The sequence below is a fragment of the Rhodoferax sp. SPJ21 genome (assembly GCF_058216335.1).
This window is the reverse complement of the sequence record NZ_JBYZMO010000002.1, coordinates 1553585-1578776: the sequence shown is the minus strand read 5'-3', so window position 1 is coordinate 1578776 and position 25192 is coordinate 1553585. Positions and strand designations below refer to the sequence as shown.

The 25192-nt window shown below is 57.8% G+C and carries 20 protein-coding genes; 5 read left to right on the top strand and 15 right to left on the bottom strand.

Annotation, left to right across the window (positions count from 1 at the left end):
• Positions 1-2: 2 nt before the first annotated feature.
• From AC4BBN_RS15245 to AC4BBN_RS15215, 7 genes are all read right to left on the bottom strand, one after another.
• A complete protein-coding gene (locus tag AC4BBN_RS15245; RefSeq protein WP_490592808.1) occupies positions 3-1193 on the bottom strand; it encodes a glycosyltransferase in 1191 nt (396 codons plus the stop codon).
• Positions 1186-2313 carry a non-hydrolyzing UDP-N-acetylglucosamine 2-epimerase gene (gene wecB / locus AC4BBN_RS15240; protein WP_490592807.1) on the bottom strand — a complete coding sequence of 376 codons (1128 nt, stop codon included), beginning with the start codon at positions 2311-2313 and terminating at the stop codon, positions 1186-1188. The genes AC4BBN_RS15245 and wecB overlap by 8 nt, the downstream gene beginning before the upstream one ends.
• Positions 2310-3896: a polysaccharide deacetylase family protein gene (locus tag AC4BBN_RS15235; RefSeq protein WP_490592806.1), complete on the bottom strand. Its 1587-nt coding sequence runs from the start codon at positions 3894-3896 to the stop codon at positions 2310-2312. The genes wecB and AC4BBN_RS15235 overlap by 4 nt, the downstream gene beginning before the upstream one ends.
• Positions 3893-5275: a phenylacetate--CoA ligase family protein gene (locus AC4BBN_RS15230; protein ID WP_490592888.1), complete on the bottom strand. Its 1383-nt coding sequence runs from the start codon at positions 5273-5275 to the stop codon at positions 3893-3895. The genes AC4BBN_RS15235 and AC4BBN_RS15230 overlap by 4 nt, the downstream gene beginning before the upstream one ends.
• Positions 5275-6009, bottom strand: coding sequence for an ABC transporter ATP-binding protein (locus tag AC4BBN_RS15225; RefSeq protein ID WP_490592805.1), 735 nt, complete (start codon positions 6007-6009; stop codon positions 5275-5277). The genes AC4BBN_RS15230 and AC4BBN_RS15225 overlap by 1 nt, the downstream gene beginning before the upstream one ends.
• Before the next feature lie 4 nt (positions 6010-6013).
• On the bottom strand, positions 6014-6847 hold the full coding sequence (locus tag AC4BBN_RS15220) for an ABC transporter permease (RefSeq protein WP_490592804.1): 834 nt from the start codon (positions 6845-6847) through the stop codon (positions 6014-6016).
• 642 nt (positions 6848-7489) lie between these two features.
• Positions 7490-8467 carry a GDP-L-fucose synthase family protein gene (locus AC4BBN_RS15215; RefSeq protein ID WP_490592803.1) on the bottom strand — a complete coding sequence of 326 codons (978 nt, stop codon included), beginning with the start codon at positions 8465-8467 and terminating at the stop codon, positions 7490-7492.
• 589 nt (positions 8468-9056) lie between these two features.
• On the opposite strand from AC4BBN_RS15215, the gene ahpC reads away from it, so the two are divergent.
• The gene (ahpC, locus tag AC4BBN_RS15210) at positions 9057-9620 is read left to right on the top strand and encodes an alkyl hydroperoxide reductase subunit C (RefSeq protein ID WP_490592802.1); all 564 of its coding nucleotides are present in this window, start codon (positions 9057-9059) and stop codon (positions 9618-9620) included.
• A gap of 122 nt (positions 9621-9742) precedes the next feature.
• Positions 9743-11311 (top strand): alkyl hydroperoxide reductase subunit F, encoded by a 1569-nt coding sequence (ahpF, locus tag AC4BBN_RS15205; RefSeq protein ID WP_490592801.1) that lies wholly within the window; start codon positions 9743-9745, stop codon positions 11309-11311.
• Between the two features lie 30 nt (positions 11312-11341).
• On the opposite strand, the gene AC4BBN_RS15200 is transcribed toward ahpF, so the two are convergent.
• Entirely contained in the window at positions 11342-11848 is a 507-nt protein-coding gene (locus AC4BBN_RS15200; RefSeq protein WP_490592800.1) for a 3'-5' exonuclease, read from the bottom strand.
• 111 nt (positions 11849-11959) lie between these two features.
• On the opposite strand from AC4BBN_RS15200, the gene AC4BBN_RS15195 reads away from it, so the two are divergent.
• On the top strand, positions 11960-12745 hold the full coding sequence (locus tag AC4BBN_RS15195) for an oxygen-binding di-iron domain-containing protein (protein WP_490592799.1): 786 nt from the start codon (positions 11960-11962) through the stop codon (positions 12743-12745).
• Positions 12746-12861: 116 nt separating this feature from the next.
• Positions 12862-13338 carry a bacterioferritin gene (bfr, locus tag AC4BBN_RS15190; protein ID WP_490592798.1) on the top strand — a complete coding sequence of 159 codons (477 nt, stop codon included), beginning with the start codon at positions 12862-12864 and terminating at the stop codon, positions 13336-13338.
• A gap of 100 nt (positions 13339-13438) precedes the next feature.
• Here the strand turns inward: bfr and AC4BBN_RS15185 are convergent, their stop codons facing one another.
• The 7 genes from AC4BBN_RS15185 to AC4BBN_RS15155 form a co-directional block, all read right to left on the bottom strand.
• Positions 13439-16906, bottom strand: coding sequence for an ATP-binding protein (locus tag AC4BBN_RS15185; RefSeq protein ID WP_490592797.1), 3468 nt, complete (start codon positions 16904-16906; stop codon positions 13439-13441).
• Positions 16903-18177 carry a metallophosphoesterase family protein gene (locus AC4BBN_RS15180; RefSeq protein WP_490592796.1) on the bottom strand — a complete coding sequence of 425 codons (1275 nt, stop codon included), beginning with the start codon at positions 18175-18177 and terminating at the stop codon, positions 16903-16905. The genes AC4BBN_RS15185 and AC4BBN_RS15180 overlap by 4 nt, the downstream gene beginning before the upstream one ends.
• 175 nt (positions 18178-18352) lie before the next feature.
• The gene (locus tag AC4BBN_RS15175; RefSeq protein ID WP_490592795.1) at positions 18353-19093 is read right to left on the bottom strand and encodes an ABC transporter ATP-binding protein; all 741 of its coding nucleotides are present in this window, start codon (positions 19091-19093) and stop codon (positions 18353-18355) included.
• A 2-nt stretch (positions 19094-19095) separates the two neighbouring features.
• Positions 19096-19881, bottom strand: a complete 786-nt coding sequence (locus AC4BBN_RS15170) for an ABC transporter ATP-binding protein (RefSeq protein ID WP_490592794.1) — start codon at positions 19879-19881, stop codon at positions 19096-19098.
• A gap of 9 nt (positions 19882-19890) precedes the next feature.
• The gene (locus AC4BBN_RS15165) at positions 19891-20967 is read right to left on the bottom strand and encodes an ABC transporter permease subunit (RefSeq protein ID WP_490592793.1); all 1077 of its coding nucleotides are present in this window, start codon (positions 20965-20967) and stop codon (positions 19891-19893) included.
• Between the two features lie 13 nt (positions 20968-20980).
• Entirely contained in the window at positions 20981-21910 is a 930-nt protein-coding gene (locus AC4BBN_RS15160; RefSeq protein WP_490592792.1) for a branched-chain amino acid ABC transporter permease, read from the bottom strand.
• A 471-nt stretch (positions 21911-22381) separates the two neighbouring features.
• Entirely contained in the window at positions 22382-23692 is a 1311-nt protein-coding gene (locus AC4BBN_RS15155; RefSeq protein WP_490592791.1) for a replication-associated recombination protein A, read from the bottom strand.
• A 273-nt stretch (positions 23693-23965) separates the two neighbouring features.
• Between AC4BBN_RS15155 and AC4BBN_RS15150 the strand changes: the two genes are divergently transcribed.
• Positions 23966-25174 (top strand): HD-GYP domain-containing protein, encoded by a 1209-nt coding sequence (locus AC4BBN_RS15150; protein WP_490592790.1) that lies wholly within the window; start codon positions 23966-23968, stop codon positions 25172-25174.
• Positions 25175-25192 lie beyond the last annotated feature (18 nt).

Sequence of the window (25192 nt, the reverse complement as noted above, 5' to 3'; positions counted from 1 at the left end):
ACTCATGCATTCACGACTGAACGAATAATACTCATCATGTTCTGCAATCTCTTAACCCATGTATTTTCACCGACTAATTGACGCGATTCATTTTTATTAAATCGACCACGATCCATCTGAAGATGGACGGCTTTCTCAAATGCATAAGCATTTTCAGCAATATGTAAACCATCATGATAATATTTCGTAAACTCCAACGGAGTACTAACTACAGGTACACCTGCAGCCAAATACTCGAAATATTTCATCGGAAACATCGACCGGGTGTACTCATTGATCAACGTTGGGAGCGTGCCGACATCGAAACCACGCAGATAGTCGGGCAATACAGCATACGGTTTGTCCCCCAAAAAGTGGACATTCGGCAATGCACGCAATGCTTCAACCAAAGGACTTTGCTGCCCTTCGCGCTCTGCACCGATCACCACCCAATGCCAATCCGGCCGAGCAATAGCCACGCTCCGCATTAGTGCAAAGTCCACTTTGAAGTCCGATAGTGCCCCCACGTAGCCGATTCGTGGCGACGGTATGGCAGCAATATCTGGCGGCAATGTGCCAGGGTGATGGGCACGGCCAAAATGGTCTAAATCTGCAACGTTAGAAAAATAATACGTATTGGCATTAAACGGTGCGCATTTTTCTTTCAGCGCAAGGCTGGTAACAAATACCACAGCGCATTCAGCCAGCAACCGCTGCTCTTCTTGATTGAAGCCCATCGGATCAATGCCGGGCACAGCCGACAGGTCGTCAACACAGTGATAGACGAGCTTGCCATGGGGTAGTTTGGATATCGTTTCCCGCATGAAAGGGTGGTAAGTCCAGATCATGGGTAACTTAAAACCCTGACGCAGCATAAACAGCTTGATGCGTGTTCTGAGCCAGCCTTGGTTGATCGCCCGAACCATCGGCAAGTGCTGCTTAAAGGGTATAGCCAGTGGCGACATAACCCACACATTGGGCTCTACCAGTTTTGCGGGTCGCAATCCCCGCTTTAGCCTTTGCCAAATACGCTTAAGGTCCCGCCCATTCATGGTGGGCGCGCGCAAGCCTATGCTCTCGATATACAAGACTCGATATCCCGCAAGTGCGAGGTGGTGAGCCGTATGCTGCTTGTTGGTCCAATAGGGGGTATCCCAGTCTGCCGTAGCAAATAACACGCAGTCTTTGGAGTTGGGTGCTTCTGGCTCAGCCATTAAAGGCCTCTACGTTGCTGCCCGACAGTATGGCAACAATACGTTGACTGGCAAGGCCGTCGCCGTAGGGGTTGCCTCTTTGCTGCAATTCGGTTTGCAGGCCAGGGTTACCTAAATATCGCTCCGCAGTAGAAACAATCCGACGTGTATCTGTACCGGTTAAAGTGGCAAAACCTGCCGTAACGCCGTCACTACGCTCTGTGTGTTCTCGCATCACAACGGTCGGCACGCCGAAGCTTGGTGCTTCTTCTTGTATGCCGCCAGAGTCTGTGATGATGAGTGCGCACTGGCTTTGCAAATGCAGGTTGGCTTCAAAGTCCACGGGTTCAATCAACCGCAGATTGGGCAATCCGTCCAACTCCATGAACACTACCTTTCGTACCTCAGGATTCAAGTGCACCGGGAACACAAAACCGACTTCCGGATGATTGGTACATAGCATTGTGATAGCGGCACAAATTTGCCCTAAGCCTTGTCCGAAGTTTTCTCGGCGATGCGTGGTGACGAGCACCATGCGTTTGTTTTCAAAGTACACCGGAAACTTGTGCTCATGGCCCGGTTCCGCCCAGCGACGTTGAACCATGCCAATGGCGTCCACAACGGTGTTGCCGGTGATAAAAACCTTTGCCGGGTCTACTGCTTCTGCGCGCAAGCAGTTTGCCGCGCTACGGGTAGGAGCGAAATGCCAGCTTGCAATGCGGCTAATAGCAACACGGTTGAACTCTTCTGGAAACGGGCTGTCCCAAATACCAGTGCGCAAGCCGGCTTCTACATGTGCAACCGGTATGCGCAAATAGAACGCAGCCAATGCGGATGCAAATGCCGTGGTGGTATCTCCTTGCACCATCAGCACATCAGGGCGGTGCTCAAGCAATGCGGCTGTCACGCGTTCCACGAGCTTGGCAGTCAATCCGGCCAAAGTTTGGCCTTCTTGCATGACCGACAAGTCCAACTGCGGGGTGATACCAAAAACGGCCAGCGCCTGGTCCAGCATGTGGCGATGCTGGCCAGAAGAGCACACGATTAAATTGATGGCTGAAGGATGCTTTTGCACCTCCGCAATGACAGGCGCAAGCTTTATGACTTCTGGACGGGTGCCAAAAATGACCATCAACTTCATAACAGAACACCATCTTCCGTGACCTCAAGCAGGTTACCGCGATATTCAACAGCAACTGCCCACGGAGTCACCTTGGCACCAGGAGCTATTGCATATTGAGCGCCTGTAACTGATAGCCTTATAGAGGCGCGATAGTGCAGAAAGTCCATTGCGTCGGTCTCGTTACAGAACAACACGTTCTTTGTCTGCTTCATGTAGGCAATAAACACCTGGTGGAACTCAATTCGCTGAGCTTCTGTCTGCCACCCATATTGATACCTGGGTGAAAACGGGTGGTCTAGATAGCCAAAGAAGGCACCGCCCGCTTTAGAAATGTCAAACGATTGCTTGAATACTGCGTGTGGATCTGCATCCTGTAGTACGCAGTCACCATGCAGCATGCATTGTTGGCTGTGCCCGATAAAGCCTTCACCCGCTGCGGGCACTTGGCCGGAGCGCGCTGTCAAAAAATCTGGGTCATTCCGAATGATGCCACCGATACAACCGGCATATCCTGCGTCAGCCAATGCAGCACGGGCATAACCTGGCGTTTGGTGAAATGGAGACACCGCATACTTGACCCGATAGGCAATGGCATCAGCAATGCATGCCGCAGAGGCAGTGCCTTCAATAAATGCAGCCTCGTAACTACCTCCCCAGTCCGGTGCGTGCGTAGCAGTATGTGACAGTAACGCACCGCCATGGGCCAGTACTTGCTTGGGCAATGTATGGTGGATCGGGTCTGCTAACACTTTGGCATGGAGTGCCAATGAAAACGGCACACCCAGCGCACAATAAGCCTCCCACAGCGGGCGAGCAGACTCGACATCTTCGTCACAATCCAAACGCATGGTGACGGCAGCATCAAACCCGTACGGTATTTCGCGCAGCACCGGCCAACAAGACAAATCGACAGATCGGTAGCTGGCAATAAAGTGTTCGACCAAGGCCCACTCCTGCGAGTCCACCGGGCCTACCGCACGGTTAAACCACAGCAGACTGCTTTGGGGTGTGTCCCAAACCCCAGCATAGGCACTCAAAGCTACGTGATTGGCGTGCACTTCGGCAATCACGTTGGAAGGGGGTGCAGCGGCAGATTGCGCTAATGCCCAAATGGAAGAATACGTTGCATCCATGTGAATGGGCCCGTAGCCCAGATTGTTCCACTCGTCGGTAAAGTCATATCGCAGAAATGGCCGCTCTTGCACAGGAGACACCTTGCTGCCCAAGGCAGCGGTATAACGCACAGCAGCCGCACTTTGCGAAAACCGGCCAGAAAGGGCTGGGGCGCAATTTGCGGCATCCACCAAAGCGTCGCTTACAGGTGATATTGCAACATTTAGATACTGAGCCAACTTGGGCGGCAAAGCACCAAAAACAATGACCTTGCTGTTGGAGACGCCCAATGTGGCAATGATGCTGTCGACCCAATCGTTCAGAGGATCGATGAGAACCCAACAGCAGGGTGTGTCAACCTGGGCCGGATAGGCCATCTGGCTAATGGATGAGCGCGTCACCAGATGGGGGCTGCAACTGCGCACGAATGCAAGTGCAACTACCTCTCCCGCTTGGGCGCGTGAGCCAGGGCAAATGACATTAATCATGGATGAACGACGTGCCTGAATTTAGCGTGACGGCCAACTCGAACGAATGCGTCGTGGTCTACAAACTGTAGTTCAAAACCTTGCCCCCAAAAACTGGTGACCTTTCGGCGTATTTCTTCTTTATCAGCAAACACCTCTGGCACGATTTTCAGTACAGGCGGTGTTGATCGAAGGTCTATCTGAAACTCCTGGATACCTCCCACACGATGATCCAGCATGTCCTGGATATGGTGTGTTGGATGATCGACGCCATTGATAGACACCAGATCGTGTATGCGGCCAACCACGTTGGTCAAGAAAAACCCCTGGGGCCCATCTTCCACCTTGGCGAGATCACCAGTACGATAGCGAATGAGTGGCATGAGTTTGTTGCGAAACCCAGTAAACACCAGTTCATGTTCACCGTTTTCCGCACGATCTACTTCAAATGACTCTGGCCAGGCTTCAGACTCAAGCACCTGCTGCCCATTGCCTGCGCCAGACAGTTCGTAACCAACAACCCCCAACTCCGCCAGGCCATAACGGTCTACAACACGACAATGCAGCGCACGGCTAATGGCTTCTCGCTGATATGGCTCCAACAATTCACCGCTAGACTCAAAAACCTCAAAGGCTTTACCACTACCGTATTTACGTTCAACATAACATGCCAAAGCATAGATGGTGGATGGGTGTGCGTGCGCCAAGTAGGGTCGACGGCGAAGAAGTGTCTGCCATATTTCTTCTAGCCCATTATCATCGACGCTACTGAAAAAAATATTGCTGCGGTTCATCGCAAAGCATTTGAAGTCTTCGCGCGTAGGCCATTGGGACACAGCGGCATCTGGAAAGCGACAGGCGAAATGCAGTTCTGTTTTGTACTTGCGTTTGCCGATGCGCTCCCGCGCATACAAGGTAACAGCAGCCGAATAATCAGCACCTTCCTGATCGTAATAAATTACACATGACAGCCCCGTTGAACCACCCGTCTTACAGATGTGGTGGCGAGTTTGGTCCAGCTCGCGCGACAGCATGCGGTCGCCCTGCTCGCGAATAATGTCTTTGGTTAAGTAGGGAAGATCATTCAGGTACCGGACATCCGCGCGAACATTCTCGGGATTGAATGCGTGCTGGGCAAAAAGGTCTCGGTAATAAGGCACCGAAGTTCCGGCAAAACCAAGGGCATCGGCCAAGCGATTGGTAGCGATGCTGCGGCGCTGGGCTTTGTCCAGGCTATAAAAGCGCCTCAACTCTTCAAGTTTGGGGCGAACTTCACGCTGTTCTCGCTTTTCAGCGTAAGGATATGCAATGTTTGCGCTAAACAGCCCCTTAAGTAACTTGAGCGGCTGGTAGGAGAATGCAATTGCTCCTGCACGAAGAACCGGATGGTCTGCCCTAATCATGCGACAACTACAGTCGTTACTGGCTCATCCGAAATAATCCGCCCATGCTCCATAGTGATCTTGCGGTTGCAGATTCGCTGGATAAGGCTTGGGTCATGCGATGCAACCACAAGAATCGAAGCCTTACCCACAATACTTTCAAGTCGGATAGCGGCCTTGGCACTGAATGCTGCGTCACCTACGCTAAGCCACTCATCCATGATGATGATGTCTGCCTCGATACTGGTCGAAATTGCAAACGCAAGCCTCAGCATCATGCCGCTGGAATACGTACGCACGGGTAGATTGAGGTAATCGCCAAGTTCGCTGAAATCTGCAATCTCGTCAACTTTGGAACGTATCTTGGCAGGTTTCAATCCGTCCAGAATACCCCGGAGATAGATGTTTTCAAAACCAGTGGCATCCGGATCTAGCCCCATGGACACATCCAACAACGATGCAATTGATCCCGACACCTTCAACTGACCACGCACAGGCGCATAAACCCCGGATAGGACTCGCAACAAAGTTGTCTTGCCCGAACCGTTGTGCCCCAACAGTCCCACTCGAGCACCCTCTTCAAACCGGAAGTTCAAACTATCTAGTGCGGTAACGATCGAGTGCTTACCCGTGTCCTGGCCAATTTTTCCACCAGTAGAAAGATTTAGAACGGCTTTTTTGAGAGAGCGGTGTGAGTTTTCATAAATTGGAAACTCTACACACAACTCTCTAGCAACAATTGAAGTACTCACGTTATTACAACCAATATGGCACGCGATTGCGATACCGTTTCATCAAAAATTGCGCAAAAATAAATCCTACGACTAGAAGCCCAATAGCCCATACCCAAGACCCCAAGGGAACTGGACGACCGACAATCGGGCCACGTGCAATTTCGATCAAGTGATAGAGCGGATTAAATTCTGCCACCCAGGCACGGTCGGCTAGTATGTCTGGCGACCACATCACAGGGGTAAAGAAAAAAGTTACCTGCACAAGATTAGCAACGATGGGCGCTATGTCCCTAAAACGAGTGCAAAGTATACCAAGTACAACGCCTATCCAAATTCCCTGCAACCAGAGAATAAGCAATGCAAATGGCAGCAATAATATCTCCGCAGTAGGCCAACGTCCAAAAACCAAAAGAGTAAGTATCACTACCGGTAAACTATGCAGGAGAATGACAAAATTACGCCATGCAATACGACACACATGGACAGTGAGGGGCAAACGTATCTGTTTAATCAAATAAGCAGATCCAATGAATGACGCGCAGCCCTCAGTTACCGCCGAAGCCAGATACTGCCAAACAACAAGGCCGACAGCCAAATAAGGCAAATAGTTACTAATTTCCTGATGTAACAACTGCGAATACAACAACCCCAGAACGACCACCATAATCAACGTACTCAACGTGAACCAGAACGGACCGAGTACAGAACGGCGATACCGCTGGCGAATATCATGCCAACCCAAGGTTCCCCAAACCGTATATGCCGCCATACCCGAACAAAGGTCACTGGAGGAGGTGTGGTCCGCAAGGCCATTCTCAGCCCCACATTTTCTATGCGTCAAAACTTCTGCAATCATATTTAGCCATGTCCATCTTGAAAACGGACCGTATTAACTTAACTGAAATTTTTATAAAATTATTTGCAACATCCAAGGTGCAAATACAAAGATAGACGGACCTTAATCATCGTCATTTTTTCGAAAAGCATGAAATCCCCGTACGATATTATGTCAGACGCAGACCAGCACAAACTTCGGGTTGTGTAACTATTGCACAGACAACCTGCTCCACACTGCAGCAAAGAGAACTCCCGCGAGTCTTATTGCGGCGAACTAGGCCCACATGTACACATTGCTAGCCACACATGCACACCTTCAATCCCGAAATGAATATTTGGACAACAGCCAAAAAGCCATGAAGAATTCCATCGCAAAGCATTCAAGAGATCCGTATTTCTCCAGGACAAGAAGCCGCGTACCTTGACTTAGTAGCAATTTACACAGGACCATCCGTTGATTCAATCGGACAAAAGTCTTTACCCCAAGCATTGAAACACCCGGTCAGCGCCAGCCGCCATTAAGCTTCGCGCCTCAAGTATTTACCCACCTCACTGCCAACACGCAAAATCACATAGCAATACCCTTTGCTTGCCAGTGCATGGCCCCTAAATGCACCAGAGTTCCGATTGAAATAGAAGTCAAGCTCAATACTTGCCGTAACTAGCCGCTGGTGCGAGTGCTTCGCAAGAAGTCTTCATAGGCTCGGGCTATACCGTCTTTCAGCGGAGTACTTGCTTTCCAGCCAAGTTCCTTCAGGCAAGACACATCCAAAAGTTTGCGGGGGGTGCCGTCTGGTTTAGATGTATCGAATTCGATGGTTCCCTGGTAGCCCACCGCAACCTTCACCAATTTGGCTAACTCAGCGATCGAAAGGTCTTGACCGCTACCCACATTGATATGCCCTTGCATCGGCTGTACGTGCAAATCAAGTATGGCCCTTGGCAGCTGCATGACATGGATGCAAGCAGCTGCCATGTCATCCACATACAAAAACTCTCGTTTGGGGGTTCCCGTGCCCCAAATGGTAGCACTGGGGAGATTCGCAACGCGGGCTTCATGAAAGCGTCGAATCATCGCAGGCAGCACATGGCTATTTTCAGGATGGTAGCTATCGCCAGGTCCATACAGATTCGTGGGCATCACACTTCGGTAGTCGATGCCATGGCTGCTGCCGTATTGGCGGTTGTAGCTTTCGCATAGTTTGATGCCTGCAATTTTGGCCACTGCGTAAGGCTCATTAGTGGGCTCCAGCTTGCCCGTGAGCAACACGTCTTCGGCCATGGGCTGTAAGGCAAGGCGAGGGTATATGCAGCTTGAGCCCAAAAACAGCAATTGCTTGACACCCGCCTTAAATGCCTCATGCACCACTACTGTCTCAAGCATGAGGTTGCTGTAGATGAAATCTGCCGGATATGTATTGTTAGCGTGGATCCCCCCAACCCGCGCTGCAGCAAGATAGACTTGGTCAATGCGCTCAGAGGCAAAGAAGGCGCGCACCTGAGATTGCTCGGTTAAATCAAGCTCGGCATGCGTCCGGGTGATGATGTGGTCAGCAGGAATTCCGCGGGCCCGCAGAGTTCGCATGATCGCTCCGCCCACCATACCGCGGTGCCCCGCCACAAATATCTTCTTGATCATTTTTAAATCCTTACGTCAACTTGCAACCGTTTGGAGTACCGCCAAGACTCATCACTCAAAGTACCTCGATCAAAATGCCGCTTGCGAATAACGCCCCAATCATCATAGGTGGACACCGCTTAGCGGGAAGTGAAACCAACTTAACGGCTATGTGACACCGCTCAGCTTGATCCGAACAATTAATCTCGCGCGTGAACACCATTCGTGCATAGTTCCTCCTGAAATTTTAGCTACTTAGCTCTTAAAGACAGATTCGACAATTTGGTGATGCCCCAATTCTTTAGCGCTTAAAGAAGATGCGACGTCAGATAAAAATTTAGAACATTCAACGACCGACTGCCGGCAAACGTAACGGGTGCAGACAAACCCCACCAAACAGACCTGAATGACCAGAAGAAGCAACATGAGTCGGATGCGGAATGTGTCAATTGCGCCCTCTAAACAAGGACCACCACCGCTTGCGACACACAAAACCTACTATCACTGCAATATAAAATATCTATCAAATAAAGATTGTTAATAGCCTATGATAACATCCGGTAGTAAATGCATCCCGCACCCGGCTACCAATGTTTAACAGGAATACCACATGTCTCTGATCAATACCCAAGTCCAGCCTTTCAAGACCGAAGCCTTCCATAACGGCAAGTTCGTTACCGTGAGCGATGAGACGCTGAAGGGCAAATGGTCTGTTCTGATCTTCATGCCGGCCGCCTTCACCTTCAACTGCCCAACCGAAATCGAAGACGCGGCTGAAAACTATGCCGAGTTCCAAAAGGCGGGTGCTGAGGTTTACATCGTCACCACCGACACGCATTTCTCGCACAAGGTGTGGCACGAAACCTCGCCCGCAGTTGGCAAGGCCAAGTTCCCTCTGGTGGGCGACCCTACGCACACCCTGACCAACGCATTCGGCGTGCACATTCCTGAAGAAGGCCTGGCGCTGCGCGGCACCTTCATCATCAACCCCGAGTTGGTGATCAAGACCGCCGAAATCCACTCCAACGAGATCGCCCGCGACGTCAAGGAAACCGTGCGTAAGCTGAAAGCAGCCCAGTACACCGCCGCCCACCCAGGCCAGGTGTGCCCCGCCAAGTGGAACGAAGGCGCTGCTACGCTGACCCCATCGCTGGACCTGGTTGGCAAGATCTAAATCTGCATGAAGTCGACGGCCCGCAAAGGCCGTTAAACCCGCTATCTGCCCACAAAGTGGGTGGCGGGAATGGATAACTACGCCTGAAAAATGGGCAGCAAAGTCGAGATAGGAAGAACACCATGTTGGACGACAGCCTCAAAGCACAACTGAAGAGCTACCTGGAGCGGGTTACCAAGCCGTTCGAGATCACAGCGTCGCTGGACGACAGCAAAGGTGCTGTTGAAATGCGCGGCCTGCTGGAGGACATCATTGGTCTGTCCGACAAAATCACCTTGAAGACCGATGGTACGGATGCACGCAAGCCGTCCTTCAGCCTGAACCGCATCGGCAGCGAAATGAGCCTGCGCTTTGCCGCCATCCCCATGGGCCATGAATTTACATCTCTCGTGCTGGCGCTGCTGTGGACCGGTGGCCACCCACCGAAGGTCGAACCCGGCGTGATCGAGAGCATCCAGGCATTGGATGGCGACTTTAATTTCGAGGTCTACATGTCCCTCAGTTGCCACAACTGCCCGGACGTGGTGCAAGCGCTGACGCTGATGTCGGTATACAACCCCAAAATCAAAACAGTCATCATCGATGGCGCGTTGTACCAGGACGAAGTCAACGCACGCGAAGTGATGGCCGTACCCAGCATTTACCTGAACGGCAGCCACTTCGGCTCGGGCCGCATGACAGTAGAAGAAATCGTCACCAAACTCGACACCGGCGCGGCCGACAAAGACGCCGCCCGACTTTCCGCCAAAGAAGCCTTCGACGTGCTGGTAGTCGGCGGTGGCCCCGCAGGCGCAGCAGCGGCCGTGTACGCGGCCCGCAAAGGCATACGCACCGGCATTGCCGCCGAGCGCTTTGGCGGACAAGTGAATGACACGCTGGCGATCGAGAACTTCATCTCCGTGCTGGAGACCGACGGCCCGAAGTTCGCCATGGGCCTGGACGCGCACGTGAAGGCCTACGGCGTGGACGTGATGAACCTGCAACGCGGCGACAAGCTGATCCCCGCAGCCACGCCCGGCGGCTTGGTCGAAGTGCAACTGGCCAATGGCGGCTCGCTGAAATCCAAGACCGTGATCGTGACGACCGGCGCACGCTGGAGAAACGTCAATGTGCCCGGCGAACAGGAATACAAAAACAAGGGCGTAGCCTACTGCCCGCACTGCGACGGTCCGCTATTCAAGGGCAAGCGCGTGGCTGTCATTGGTGGTGGCAACTCGGGGGTTGAGGCGGCCATCGACTTGGCGGGCCTGGTGGAGCACGTGACTTTGATCGAATTCGGCGAAGCACTGCGTGCCGATGCCGTGCTGGTCAAAAAGCTGCACAGCCTGGCCAACGTGACAGTGCATGTGTCGGCGCAAACCACCGAATTGACCGGCGACGGCAACAAGCTGAACGGCCTAAGCTACACCGACCGCACCAGTGGCGAAAGCCACCACATTGCGCTGGAAGGCTGCTTTGTGCAGATCGGACTGGTGCCGAACACCGAATGGCTCAAAGGCACGCTGGAGCTTAGCAAGCATGGCGAGATCATTGTGGACAGCCGCGGCCAGACCTCGGTGCCAGGAGTGTTCGCCGCCGGTGACGCGACCACCGTTCCCTTCAAGCAGATCATCATTGCCGCAGGCGATGGTGCAAAGGCTGCGCTGGGTGCGTTTGACCACCTGATGCGCAGCTCGGCTCCCGCTGCCTGATTGAGCGTGCGCAGCAGCGCAGCCCGTGCTTCACACGAGACTGCGCTGCGCGATGAACCACTGCAAGGTACGCTGCAACAACCGGGCATCGTTGCTAGCGCGGTGGCGCTGCTCTCCCAGCTCTTGCGACATCTTTTGTTTGACGGTATGCCACTGTTCGGCCTCCTCCTCCGTCAACAGCGAGCGCATGTTCTCCAGCTTGAAGTAAGGGCTGAGATCGGCCACATCGAACAACGCACTGATCCAGGTGAAATCATTCGCCCAGCCGTCCGAATACACGGTTTGCCCGCGCAGTTGGGCATTCAGCATCTGCGCCACCTCTAACGCCGAGCGCCCCTTGTCGCATACCAATTCGCGAGAAATATGGTGCAGCTCTTCCGCCTGCGGGTCCCAGTGGGTCCATTCAGGTTCGGGGCGAATCAATGAGCAAAAGCTCTTGCCATCAGGCAACACGCAGCCTACCTCGATAGGGTAGCTGCGACGCCCGAAACCCGAAGCTTCGATATCCAGGACGGCGGGGGCAGAATGTAAAGGCATGGGCGCAATTGTGCCGAGGGAACCCATAGCGTCAATTGATTCATACCTGATATGCATCAAATATCCGCAACCACTGCGGGTATAGAGTGGTCGGTTCAACCCGGACCCCACATGCCCATCGAGCTCTACCGCGACCCTCAACATGCCTGCCTGATGTTCGCCGACCTGATTGAAGAAGGCGGCCATGCTGTGCAGGCCAACCAGTTCCTTATCGTAGACAACGGTACGGGCGCCATCATCGACCCGGGCGGGAACCTGGCCTTCAATGAGCTGTTTCTGGGCATGTCACGCTACTTCAGCCCGCAGCGGCTGTCCTACGTGATGGCCTCGCATGCCGACCCAGACATCATTGCGTCCCTGGACCGCTGGTTGACCTCCACCAAAGCGGATCTGGTCATCTCCAAAGTATGGGAACGCTTCGTTCCGCATTTCACCAAGGTCGGCAAAACCGAAGACCGCATCATTGGCGTCGCGGATGCAGGCGGCCGCCTGCCGCTGGGCAAAAGCGAGCTCTGGTTACTGCCCGCGCACTTTCTGCACTCTGAGGGCAACTTCCATTTTTACGACCCGATCAGCCGCATCTTGTTCACGGGGGACCTCGGGGCCTCTGTGCTCACAGGCGAAGAGTCCAAGCAGGCCATTACCGATGTACACAAGCACATCCCGCGCATGGAGGGCTTTCATCGCCGCTACATGGTGGCCAACAAAGTGCTGCGCCTGTGGGTGCGCATGGCACGCCAGCTCGACATTTCCATGCTGGTGCCGCAGCATGGCGCGCCGATTGTCGGAGCCCCCGCGATCGCGGCGTTCTTCGACTGGGCCGAGTCGCTCGCGTGCGGCATCGACCTGTTTGACGAGCAGGCCTACCAAATACCCACGCAAAACATAGCCCACTGAACCGTGGCGCCCGGTGTAGCAGGGAGGCAAAGCAGGCATATTTGTTTTGATAGTCGCGCAGACTGCAGCGACAATGGCCCCATCTTTTCACCCCCTGAAGCTAGAGGAAGAACACCATGAAGGGCGACCCACAAGTCATCGCGCACCTGCAAGCGCAACTCAAGAACGAGCTCACCGCCATCAACCAGTACTTCCTGCACTACCGCATGTACAAGCACTGGGGCTTGGACAAGCTGGCAAAGAAGGAATACGAAGAATCCATCGGCGAGATGAAGCACGCGGACCAGTTGATGGACCGCATCTTCATGCTGGACGGCCTGCCCAATCTGCAAGACCTGGCCAAGATACTGGTGGGTGAAGACGTGCCTGAATGCCTGGCCTGCGACCTGAAGGCCGAGCAAGGCGCGCAAGCCACCATCAAGGACGGTATCGCCCACTGCGAAAGCGTGCGCGACTACGTGTCCCGTGACCTGCTGCAAGGCATTCTGGACGACACCGAAGAGCACATCGACTTCCTGGAAACCCAGATCGATCTGGTCGGCAAGGTCGGCATCCAAAATTACCTGCAAAGCCAGATGGGCGAGCTGGGCTAAACCCCGCCACTCCCAAGCCAATAGCGGACCGGTGCAAACCGGTCCGCTATTTTTTTAGTAGCTGCTCGCGCAGGTTCTACCTGCGCTACAGCCATTTTTTCTATAAATGGTGGACTGCCACGGCAGCGGCGGGCAAGGCCGCTTGTGCCACCTGCACCAAATGCTGGTGGTGGGTAAACAGCAGCACCTGGCCTCCTTGGGCGAAGCGGGCCAGGGCCTGGAACACCAGGGCGGCGCGGGCGTCGTCCGATGTCATCAGCACATCGTCCAGCACCAGAGGCATGGTTTTGCCAGCCTCGCGCTGCAGCTCCAGCGCGGCCAGTCGCAACGCCAGGTACAGCTGGTCGGCCGTGCCCTCGCTCATGGCTTCAATGCCAATCACCCGGCCGTCGGCGCCCTCGGCCTGCAGCACTGGCTTGTCGGCAGATGCATCGACCACCAGCTTGGGGTAGCGGCCGCCGGTGATGAGCCCAAAGTACTCCGACGCCAACCGCACCATAGGTGCCTGGGCCCGCTCACAGAAACGCTTCAAAGCCTCTTGCAGCAAGGTCTCGGCCAGGCGCAGCTGGGCCCAGGGGCGCACGGCACCGCGCAGGCGCGCTACAGCAGACTCCATCTGTTCGCGGGCATCAGCGGCGGCGGCTGAGGTGTCTATGGCCTGCAGCGCGCGGCGGGCATTTTGGGCAGCTTCCGCAGCGTGGGCGATGTCCTGGTCCAGCTGCACCACAGCCGCCTCGCAGGCGCTGCGCTCGGCATCCAAGTCCACCACATCCAGCCCTGCTACAGCCGCCCGCAGGTCGGCTACAGGGCGGGTTGCGGCCTGCTGCAACTGGCCCTCCAGCGTGCGGAATTGCTCTTGCAGCAAGCGCTTGGCGCTAGAGCGGTCTTCGGCCTCGGGTAACGTCGTCACGGTGTCCACCGCAGCCGCCAGGCACAAGGCCTGCAGCGCCTGTTCGTTGGCCTGCTTTTGCTGGCTTGCCACGGCCTGCTGGCGCAAAGCAAGCTCCAGCCGCCGCTGGAGCTCGGTCGCCTGCGCGGCATGTGACTGGGCCCGGGCCAGGCGGCTACCTAGGCCGTCCGCGAAATCGTCCACGTGCTGCACTGGCGGCTCTTGCAGCAACTCGGCCAAGGCCTGGGCCTGGCTGTGTAGCGCATCCTCGCGCGCTTGCAGCTGGGCCAGAGACTGGGCGCGGCGGGTCTGCTCCGACTGCGACTGCTCCAGCGCAGCCAACTCTGTCAGGCGCGCCTTCATGGTGGCGGGGCTGCTGGCCAGAGGGAGGAACAGGCGCTTCGCCCAAGCGCCCCGGGCAGCCTCCAGCGTGTCCAGCGCCTGCTGTTGTTCGGCAACACGGGTTTGCAGCGCGCTGCGCTCTGCCTGCAGCAGACCGCGCTGCCGGGTGCGCTCGCGGATACGGGTCTGGGCTTCCAATGTGCTGCGCAGCCAGGCTGACGCCAGAGGCAACAAGGCGCCCAGATCTAACGCAGCGCCCTGCCCCACAGCTTGCAGTGCGGTGGCCAAGGTCTGTGTAGCGCTCTGCGCGCTGCGGTGCATGTCGGCGGCGTCGCGCTGCAGCGCATCGAACTGCTCACACAGCGCAAGCGCATTCTGGTGCTGGGCCAGCCACTCACGCAGCGCTGCAGGGGTGTAGGCGGGCAAACCCGATTGGGCGAGGTGCGCCTTCCATTCGCTTTGCTGCTGCGCGCTGTGTGCAACGCACACCTCTAGTTGCTCGGCAATGGCGGCGCGCCTGCGCTGCGCTTCACCGGTCTGCAGTGCCCACTCGGCTGCCTGGGCGGCCCGCTCGGCACCCGCGCGCAGCAGGTCGGCCTGGCGATCGCCCTCTGCCTGCGCCTGCTCAAAAGGCAGCAGCAACGCTGGGTCGGCAACAGGGTCAGCGTAGGTACTTTTCAGCTGCAGCCAAAGACCATCGCGCTGCAGGCGCGCAGTCTGCAAGCTCTGCGCAGTGACCAGCTCGCCAACCGCCGCCAGCTGCTGCTGGCGCAACTGCAAAGCCTGCAGGGTGCGCTGCAGGCTAGCGTCCTCCTGCTGCAGTGCATCGGTCTGTGCGGCCAGCGTGGCGTGTGCCTTCTCGGCATCGGCGATCTCGGCTTGCAGCAAGGGGCGCACGGCGTACAAGGCGGGGGCATCGGCCAAATGCAACGTGGCCAAGGCCTGCTGCAGCCGAGGGGCCATTGCGTCCAAGCCGCGCTGCGCCTCGGCCAGGCGCTTGGGCAGGTCGCCCAATGCCTGCGCTTGCTGCACGGCGGCGTCCACAGCGGCTTGCAGCGGCGCAGCCACGGGATGCACATCAGCATCAGCAGCTTCGGCCAGCTGGGTGTCGATTTGTAGCAGCCGGGCTTGCTGCTGCGCCGAGGCCTGGGCCTGGTGCGCCAGTTGGTCGAACACGCCATCCAGCGCCACCCGGTCTGCCGGGCCGGGTGCAGCCGCCAGCACAGCGGCCAGATCTTGCTGCGGGGCGATACGGTGCGCCAATGCGGCCAACTGGACGTTGCCCTGCTCTAGCTGTATTTGGATTTGCAGACGTTCTGGCCGCTGCTGGCGCACCAGAGCGCAATCGCGCAACAGCCGCTCGGTAGCGGGCGCATGGGCGAGCAAGGCCGGCTCCAGCTGCAAGCCAGACTGGGCCTGCGCGCAGTGGTCGATTTCGGCTTGGGCTGCCTCCCATTGGCTGTGGGCGGTATGCAAATTGTGCTGCGCAGCCAGGCGCTGCTCGCGCGCGTCCATCGCCAGTAGATTGATAGCACTTTGTGCCTCCAGCGCAGACTGCACCTGCGCAAGCTGCTGCAATAAAGGTAGCACAGCGCGCAGCTCGGTCAAGGTATGGATACGCTTGGTCTGGTGGGCCAGCTGCTGTTTCAGGCCGTCTAGATTCTGGCTGGTGGACTCCAGTGCGCGCTGCCGGTCCTTCCATTCTGCCGGGCGGGTCAACGCAGCCTTGAAAGCAGCCTTGTGCTCTTCAATCTGACGCAGTGCCTCGGGGATGGTGGCCTGGGTGGCGCGCGGACTGTAATAGCTTTTGGCATCGTCCTGCAGGCTGGCCAGCAGGGCCTTCACGCCCTGCAGGCCGGCGCTGGCTTCGAACAAGGCGGCGCCGAGTTCGCCCTCGCCTTTGAGCAGGTCTTCGCCGCCCTGGCGCAGCCGCGTATGGTCCAGGCCGAAGCTGCGCTCGAAGCCGGCGCGGTCCAGCCCACCGGTGAGTGCCTGGGCGATGGCGGCCGACACAGGTGTGGCCAGCGGCAGGCCGGTATCGGGGTCGGCGGCAGTCAGCGCGTCTTTGTTCTTCTTGCGCCGCCCCACGGCCACGCGCTGGCCATCGGCGTCGGTGAACACGCCGGCCAGCAGCAGCTTGGCGCTGTCATGCACAAAGTTGTCGCCACTGCGCAGCGGAATGCCGAAGCGCAGGTCGGCCATGGCGCGCAGAGCCGAGGACTTACCGGCCTCGTTGGGGCCATAGAGCAGGTGCACATTGGCCGAGGTGGCGCTGAAGTCCAGCTCTTTACCGGTGAAGGGGCCGAAGGCGCTCAAGAAAAGTTTTTGCAGCTTCATACGGCGCTCCCCAGCCGCGCAAGCAAAGTGGCTTCGGCGTCCAGCAGCAGGGCTTGCATGGCAGCAGAGGTGCTCCAGTCGGCATCGGTTTTAGCCTCGGCCGGCAGCTTGTGCAGCACGTCGCCACAGGCCTTGGCCGTCCAGGCGGCGAGTGCCGCCGGGTCCGCAGCCAGTTCATCGACCAGGCGCAGCAGCTCGGCCACGGCGTCATCACCCTGGGCCAGCTGGGCCCGGTCTATCGGGCTGGCCAGGCGCAGCTGCACCTGCTCTATCCACAGCTCGGCGCCGGCCACGTCCTGGGCGGCAGCGTGGACCGCGGCCTCCAGCGTGCCGGGTTGCTGGGCCTCGGTGGCGTGCAAGGCGCTGCGGCCGGTCAGCACCACGCGCAGCGCATGCAGGCGGTCGCCCGCGCCCTGGGTGGCCTCGGCCAGTGCAGCGGCGATCTGCTGAGTGGCTTGGGCCAGGCTATCAACGTCGTCCAAAGGCAGCTGCAGCTGGTGCCAGCGCACAACATCCAGCGCCACAAAGCGCGCGTCCATCTGGCCGTCTTGCACCGTCACCAGTTCGCAGCCCTTGGGCCCGGTCTCATTCGCATGCCGGCCCTGCAGGTTGCCTGGGAAGACCACGCGCGGCGACTCGCATTCCACCGAGCGGGTGTGCACGTGGCCCAGCGCCCAGTAGTCGTAGCCCTTGGTCTTCAAGGTCGCAATGTCGGTTGGCGCGTAGGTGTCGTGGCCCGCCGCACCGGTCAGGCTGGTGTGCAGCATACCGATGTTGAACTGGCCCGGCAGCGCATCCGGGTACTGGGGCACAAAGTCTTCGGGCACCTCACGCTGGGGAAAGCTGCGGCCGTGGATGGCCACACCCAGCGCGGCCAGATGCACGGTTTCAGCGCTGCGGCTGGAGAACACTTTCACATGCTCGGGCAGCGGCAGTTCGCGGGTGATGGTGCCCTGGGCATCGTGGTTGCCCTGCACGATGTAGACGGCAATGCCAGCACGCCCCAGGCGCACCATTTGTTCACGGAAAAATAGGCCGGTATGGAAGTCGGGCCAGTCGCGGTCGTACAGGTCGCCGGCCAGCAGCACAAACTGCACCCGCTCGGCCAGCGCCAAATCGACCAGGTTTTCCAGCGCCCGGCGGGTGGCGTTACGCAGCCGCTCCACCGGCGCACCCGCATAGCGGCTCAGGCCGCGCAGCGGGCTGTCGATGTGCAGATCGGCGGCGTGGATGAAACGGAAGCTGCCTGGGGTTTCCACTACAGTATTCATAGCACCTAGTGTAGGTGGAATATGCGGCGAAGGGCTTTTATCAAGCGACAGAAATCAGCCTGCAACTGGCGTTTGCGTTTCGCTTACGTTTGGACATAAAAAAAGCACCTGGCGCAGACAGAGCCTGCGCCAGGTGCTATTGTTTTTGCAGAGCGGGCTTACCCCGCTCTGGTGCTTACTCGCCGAGGTATGCGGCGCGAACCTTGGGATCGCTCAGCATTTCCTTGGCGTCGCCGCTCATGGTGACGATGCCGGACTCCATCACGTAGCCACGGTCGGCAATGCCGAGGGCGCGGCTGGCGTTTTGCTCGACCAGCAGCACGGTCACGCCCTGGGCGTACACGTCTTTCACCACTTCAAAGATCTTGTCGACCATGATGGGCGACAGGCCCATGGACGGTTCGTCCAGCAGCAGCACCTTGGGTCGGCTCATCAGAGCGCGGCCCATGGCCAGCATTTGCTGTTCACCGCCGGACATGGTGCCGGCCAGTTGGTCCTTGCGCTCACGCAGGCGCGGGAAGATGGTGAACATCTTTTCGATGTCTTCCAAAATCGCGGCCTTGTCGTTGCGGATGTAGGCGCCCATCAGCAGGTTTTCAGTGATGGTCATGCGGGTGAACACGCCACGGCCTTCCGGCACCATGGCCAGGCCCTTCTTGACCAGGTCCCAAGCGCCCTGCCCCTTGATGCTTTCGCCCAGGTACTGGATGTCGCCGGCCACGTAAGGCAAGGTGCCAGTAATGGCCTTCATGGTGGTGGTTTTGCCAGCGCCGTTGGAGCCGATCAGCGAGACCAGTTCGCCTTCGCGCACTTCAAAGTCCACGCCCTTGACGGCCTGGATGCCGCCGTAGGAAACCTTCAGTCCACTGACTTTCAGCAGCACAGCGCCCGCTTTTTTGTTGGGTGTTGCAGCCATTATCAATGTCCTCCGGTTCCGAGATAAGCTTCGATCACTTTTTCATTTTTCTGCACTTCGGCAGGCGTGCCCTCGGCAATTTGCTTGCCGTAGTCGAGCACGGTCAGGCGGTCGCACAGGCCCATCACCAGCTTCACATCGTGTTCGATCAGCAAGATGGTGCGGTTGTCCTTGCGGATCTTGCTGATGAGTTCGCGCAGCATGACCTTTTCGGTCGCGTTCATGCCGGCAGCGGGCTCGTCCAGTGCAATCAGCTGCGGGTCGGTAGCCAGGGCACGGGCGATTTCCAGGCGGCGCTGGTCACCGTAGCTCAGGGTGCGGGCCTTGTAGTCGGCCAGCTTGCCGATGCCGACATAGTCCAGCAACTCCTGGGCGCGTTGGGCGATTTCCAGCTCTTCCTTCTTGAACGAAGGGGTACGGAACAAAGCGCCCAGCAGACCCGAATGGGTGCGGATGTGGCGGCCGACCATCACGTTTTCCAGGGCCGTCATTTCAGCGAACAAGCGGATGTTCTGGAACGTGCGGGCGATACCGGCCTTGGCGACTTCATGCACCGCGGTAGGAGAGTACGGCTTGCCAGCCAGTTCGAAACTGCCGCTGTCCGGCGTGTACAGACCGGTGATGACGTTGAAGAACGTGGTCTTGCCGGCGCCGTTGGGGCCGATCAGGCCATATACCTGGCCGCGCTTGATGGTGATGCCTACATCGCTCAGGGCCTGCAGGCCGCCGAAACGCTTGGAAATGCCCGCGACCCGCAGGACCACATCGGTGTTATTTGTATCAGTCATGTGTGTTCCTTACTTACCTTGCAGCGACTTGCCATGGTCGGGCGCTGGCCACAAACCACGGGGGCGCAACAGCATGATCACGATCATGGCGACAGCGATCAGCAGCTGGCGCAAGATGGCCGAGTCCAGACGGCCACCGGTCATGGCCTGCAGCGGGCCAGCCAGGTAGCGCAGTACTTCGGGCAGAGCCGACAGCAAGATGGCGCCCAAAATAACGCCCGGCAAATGGCCGATACCGCCCAGCACCACCATCGCAACAATCATCACCGACTCCATCAAACTGAAGGACTCGGGCGACACAAAGCCCTGGAACGCGCCGAACAAGGTGCCCGACACGCCACCAAAAGTAGCGCCCATACCGAAAGCCAGCAGCTTCATGTTGCGGGTGTTGATACCCATGGCCTTGGCAGCGATTTCGTCTTCACGGATGGCCATCCAGGCGCGACCGATACGCGACAGCTCCAGGCGAGAGCACAGCACGACGCTGATCACCACCAGTGCCAGGAACAGGTAGTAGTACAAGCTGACGGATGCCACCTCGAAGCCAAACACTGTCAGCGGCTTGCCCAGGTCGATGCCAAAGAACTTCAGCGAGTCGATCTGGCCCAGGCCCTTGGGGCCGTTGGTGATGTTGATGGGGTGGTCCAGGTTGTTCAGGAACACGCGGATGATTTCACCGAAACCCAGGGTCACGATGGCCAGGTAGTCACCACGCAACTTGAGGGTAGGAGCCCCCAGCAGCATGCCGAACAGGCCTGCGATCACCGCCCCGACCGGCAAGATCAGCCACAGAGGCATGTGCAGGCCTTCTGGGAACATGGCGGCGATGGCCGGGAATGCATCCGTCAGTTGTGGCGAAGCCAGCAGGCCATAGGTGTAGGCACCCACGGCGAAGAAGGCCACGTAACCCAGGTCCAGCAGACCGGCAAAACCGACCACGATGTTCAGGCCCAGGGCCAGCATCACGTAGATCAAGGCCATGTCGGCGATACGCACCCAGGCGTTGCCAAAGCCTTGCAAGACCAGCGGCAGAATCACCGCAGCTAGCGCCGCAATGATGAAGGTAATAGTTTTGTTCTGTTTCATGGAAGTGCTCCGGTCAGGCGCGGTCGGCCACACGCTCACCCAGCAGACCCGAAGGACGCAGCGTCAGCACGATGATCAAGACGATGAAGGCAAAGATGTCCGAGTAGTTACTACCCAGGATGCCACCAGTTACCTGGCCGATATAGCCCGCGCCAATGGATTCAATCAGGCCCAGCAGAATGCCGCCAACCACCGCGCCGGCCAGGTTGCCAATGCCGCCAAAGACGGCAGCGGTAAACGCCTTCAAACCGGGCAGGAAGCCCATGCTGTGCTGCACCGTACCGTAGTTGGACGCATACATGATGCCGGCGATGGCCGCCAGCACTGCGCCGATGATGAAGGTGGCAGAAATCACCATGTCGGGCTTCACACCCATCAGAGCCGCTACACGGGGGTTCTCAGCCGTTGCACGCATGGCACGACCGAGCTTGGTGTAATTCACCAACCACACCAGCACGGCCAACGATACCGCTGTCAGGCCCAAGATCAAGATCTGGGTGGGCGTGATCACCGCGCCACCCAGGTTGAAGGGCGCACTAGGCAGCAAGGTGGGATACGGCTTGTAGTTGGGCTTCCAGATGATCATGGCCAGCGTCTGCAGCAAGATGGACATGCCGATCGCGGTGATCAAGGGGGCCAGTTTGGGGCTGTTGCGCAGCGGCCGGTAGGCCACTTTTTCAATGACGAAATTGAGTGTCGCCGCAACCACGCAAGCAATGATCATCGAAATGAAAAGCATGATCCAACCCGGTGTGCCCGGCATGGCGTCTTGCATCCAGCCGATGATGGTCCAGCTGGTCAGCGCGCCGACCATCAGTACCTCGCCGTGCGCGAAGTTGATCAAGTTGATGATGCCGTACACCATGGTGTAACCCAAGGCGACCAAGGCATACATGCTGCCCAGTACCAGACCGTTGATGATCTGCTGAAGCAAGATATCCATAAAAATTATTCTCCAATTTGTAATGCACTACAGCCAGCGACAGTGCATAGCCCGCGATCCGGGGCCGGCGTTCATACACAAGCACCCGTCTAGCAAAAAACCCGCCAGGGCCATCCATGGTCGGGTTCTGCCGGGATTGTAGCGAGCATGAATCGGGCCAAAACCAAGGTTTTATGCCGTGTTTACCCTCGAAACCCGAGGAATTAGTGGTTTTTCACAAGTATTAGCCAAACTCATTATGCAAATACATTAACGCGCACAACTTATAGGACATAGGTCTTGCAAAGCGCTTTGGCTTTTCAGGTTGAAAAGCACTCACATTGTTGAAAATTTCGCCCGCGGCCTCGTGCGCCTCGGGCCCGCTCTGACACACGGCGGCACGTCAGCACCAATGCAGAGCGTGGTCGGCCGGAAGTGGGCACGCATCCAGCAGCATGCTTAGGCCAGCCCGCAGACGCAGCGACCACGCAACTATTTACCCGGTGTGCCCGCCTCGTCATCCCACTTCCTCAGCAGGGCCAGCTTCTCGCCAATCTTGGCTTCCAGGCCGCGTGGTGTCGGCTGGTACCAGGCCGGCTCCTGCATGCCATCCGGAAGATAGGTTTCACCTGCGGCGTAGGCATTCGGTTCATCATGCGCGTAGCGGTATGCGTGCCCGTAGCCCAGCTCTTTCATCAGCTTGGTGGGGGCGTTGCGCAGGTGCACTGGCACTTCACGGCTCTTGTCTTGCTTGACGAAGGCTTTGGCCTGGTTGTACGCGTTGTAGCCCGCGTTGCTCTTGGCCGCCACCGCCAGGTAGATCACCGCCTGGCCCAGTGCCAACTCTCCCTCGGGGCTGCCCAGCCGCTCGTACGTCAGAGCGGCATCGTTGGCTATCTGCATGGCGCGGGGATCCGCAAGCCCAATGTCTTCCCAGGCCATGCGTACGATCCGCCGTGACAGATAGCGCGCATCGGCCCCACCGTCCAGCATTCTCGTCAGCCAGTAGAGCGCGGCATCGGGGTGCGAGCCACGGACCGATTTGTGCAGGGCAGAAATCTGGTCGTAAAAATTGTCGCCACCTTTGTCAAAACGCCGGCTGTTCAAAGTCAGGGCGTTCTGCAGGAAATCGGCCGTGATCAAGCGCAGATCCGTCGCCTTGGCGGCGGTGCTGGTTTGCTCCAGCAGGTTCAAAAACCTTCTGGCGTCGCCGTCGGCGTAGCCAATGATGGTGTCGCGTGCCAGGTCATCAAACTCCAGATGGCCCAGCGCCATTTCCTGCGCCCGCTTCAGCAGCAGCTTTAATTCTTCGTCGGTCAGCGACTTCAGCACATAGACCTGCGCACGCGACAGCAAGGCCGAGTTCACTTCAAACGAAGGATTCTCGGTGGTCGCGCCAATGAAGGTCACCAGGCCGCTTTCCGCATAGGGCAGCAGCGCATCTTGCTGGGATTTGTTGAATCGGTGGATCTCGTCGACGAACAAGATGGTGTGCTTACCCATGGCCAGGTTCTGCTGGGCCTGCTCCATCGCCGCACGGATATCTTTGACACCTGAAAACACGGCAGACAAGGCGATGAACTCGCATTTGAAGGCCGTGGCCGTAAGCCGCGCCAAAGTGGTTTTGCCCACACCCGGCGGACCCCAGAAGATCATGGAGTGGGGCTTTCCCGACTGGAAGGCCAGCCTCAAAGGCTTGCCTTCGCCGAGCAGGTGGGATTGCCCAACCACATCATCCAGGGTCTTGGGGCGCAGGGCTTCCGCCAAGGGCGCAGCGGGCTCTTGTGCGAACAGATCAAGCATGGCGCCACCCTGCAAAACCAGCGGAAATCCCCCTAGCCCGCACAACCTCCGCCAGCCTTCGCGTATGCAGGCGATCAAGCCGGCGGACATCTTGGGATGGAGGGATGGAGGTCATGGTGCAGCGCAGGCGGATATGGGAAGGAATTTCTGCGCAGCTAGCGCGCACTGATTCTGCCATGCGACCCATATACAGGAGCCCGCAGCCACCCAGCCCGCCAGATACCGTATCCTCGGGCACTTTCCAAGCAACCCCTTGCGCGCGCCGTTTCCACAATGATTTACGTTCCCGTGCCCGTCTGGCACATCGAGATAGACCGGCCCCTGCCCATCAACATCTGGGACTCCAAAGGCAATCTGCTGCTGCGCAGAGGCCAGGCCATCACTTCGGAACACCACCGCGAACACCTGGACGCACATGGTGCCTGCGCCATACAGAGCGACTACAAAGCCTGGGCCCATAGCTATGACCGACTGGTCTACGCCATGCTGCGGGCCGGCGCGAGCATCGATGAAATCGCCAAAGCCAAAATGCCAGAAGAAGTCCTGGAGCTGGACTACACCGTGGGCGAAGACATCACCGGCGACTGGACCGACGTGCAAGCCGTGCTGGGCACCATCCTGCATGCCGGTGCCGCGGCCAAGAACCCACTGGGTCGTCTGGAAGGCGTGCAAAAGCGCGCTATGGAGCTACTGAACCACGACGTGGACGACAGCCTGTTCAAGCTCTTTCAGGCCCTGGCCGACAAGTCGCTGGGCTACTGCGCCACCCACGCCCTGCTGTGCGCCGTGGTGTGCGAACTGACCGCGCGCAAGATGGAAGTGGATGAAACTGTACGCCCGGTGCTGATGCAGGCGGCGCTAACGATGAACATCGGCATGGTCAAGCTGCAGGACGCATTAGCCACGCAAACCACGCCGCTCGACGCAACGCAAAAGCAAATGATCCAGGACCACCCGCAACGCGGCGTGGACATGCTGCGCGGCTTCGGCGTGGTCAACGACGACCTGCTGGACATCGTCTTGCTGCACCATGACCACGACCCGAAAAAAGGACTGGAGCGTAATCTGCTGTGCCGGCGCATTCTGTACACAGCCGATGCCTTCATCGGCAAGATGGCAACCCGCTCCACCCGCCCGGCCCTTTCTGCGCTGGGCGCAGCCAAGGACGGTATCGTAGGTGCGCGGGAAGAAGATTCCGATGTGGCCAAAGCCATGGCGACGGTACTGGGCTTCTACCCGCCCGGCACCTATGTGCTGCTGGCCAATGGCGAAAAAGCCGTGAGCGCCAAGAAAGGCGCCTCGGTCAACACCCCGTTGGTGGTCAGCGTGGTCAACCCGCAAGGCCTGCCGCTGGGCATCTATGTGATGCGCGATACGCGGGACAAAAGCTATGCCATCCAATCACCGGTGGCTGCCGACAGCATGCGCATACACCACGAACGTGTGCAGCGTGCCCTGGGCAAACAACCGATGAACACCTGAAGGCACTACAGATAGCCG

Coding starts and splice junctions, on each gene's coding strand:
- AC4BBN_RS15245 (WP_490592808.1), bottom strand. CDS start 1,193: ATGGCTGAGCCAGAAGCACCCAACTCCAAAGACTGCGTGTTATTTGCT.
- wecB (WP_490592807.1), bottom strand. CDS start 2,313: ATGAAGTTGATGGTCATTTTTGGCACCCGTCCAGAAGTCATAAAGCTT.
- AC4BBN_RS15235 (WP_490592806.1), bottom strand. CDS start 3,896: ATGATTAATGTCATTTGCCCTGGCTCACGCGCCCAAGCGGGAGAGGTA.
- AC4BBN_RS15220 (WP_490592804.1), bottom strand. CDS start 6,847: ATGATTGCAGAAGTTTTGACGCATAGAAAATGTGGGGCTGAGAATGGC.
- AC4BBN_RS15215 (WP_490592803.1), bottom strand. CDS start 8,467: ATGATCAAGAAGATATTTGTGGCGGGGCACCGCGGTATGGTGGGCGGA.
- ahpC (WP_490592802.1), top strand. CDS start 9,057: ATGTCTCTGATCAATACCCAAGTCCAGCCTTTCAAGACCGAAGCCTTC.
- ahpF (WP_490592801.1), top strand. CDS start 9,743: ATGTTGGACGACAGCCTCAAAGCACAACTGAAGAGCTACCTGGAGCGG.
- AC4BBN_RS15200 (WP_490592800.1), bottom strand. CDS start 11,848: ATGCCTTTACATTCTGCCCCCGCCGTCCTGGATATCGAAGCTTCGGGT.
- AC4BBN_RS15195 (WP_490592799.1), top strand. CDS start 11,960: ATGCCCATCGAGCTCTACCGCGACCCTCAACATGCCTGCCTGATGTTC.
- bfr (WP_490592798.1), top strand. CDS start 12,862: ATGAAGGGCGACCCACAAGTCATCGCGCACCTGCAAGCGCAACTCAAG.
- AC4BBN_RS15185 (WP_490592797.1), bottom strand. CDS start 16,906: ATGAAGCTGCAAAAACTTTTCTTGAGCGCCTTCGGCCCCTTCACCGGT.
- AC4BBN_RS15180 (WP_490592796.1), bottom strand. CDS start 18,177: ATGAATACTGTAGTGGAAACCCCAGGCAGCTTCCGTTTCATCCACGCC.
- AC4BBN_RS15175 (WP_490592795.1), bottom strand. CDS start 19,093: ATGGCTGCAACACCCAACAAAAAAGCGGGCGCTGTGCTGCTGAAAGTC.
- AC4BBN_RS15170 (WP_490592794.1), bottom strand. CDS start 19,881: ATGACTGATACAAATAACACCGATGTGGTCCTGCGGGTCGCGGGCATT.
- AC4BBN_RS15165 (WP_490592793.1), bottom strand. CDS start 20,967: ATGAAACAGAACAAAACTATTACCTTCATCATTGCGGCGCTAGCTGCG.
- AC4BBN_RS15160 (WP_490592792.1), bottom strand. CDS start 21,910: ATGGATATCTTGCTTCAGCAGATCATCAACGGTCTGGTACTGGGCAGC.
- AC4BBN_RS15155 (WP_490592791.1), bottom strand. CDS start 23,692: ATGCTTGATCTGTTCGCACAAGAGCCCGCTGCGCCCTTGGCGGAAGCC.
- AC4BBN_RS15150 (WP_490592790.1), top strand. CDS start 23,966: ATGATTTACGTTCCCGTGCCCGTCTGGCACATCGAGATAGACCGGCCC.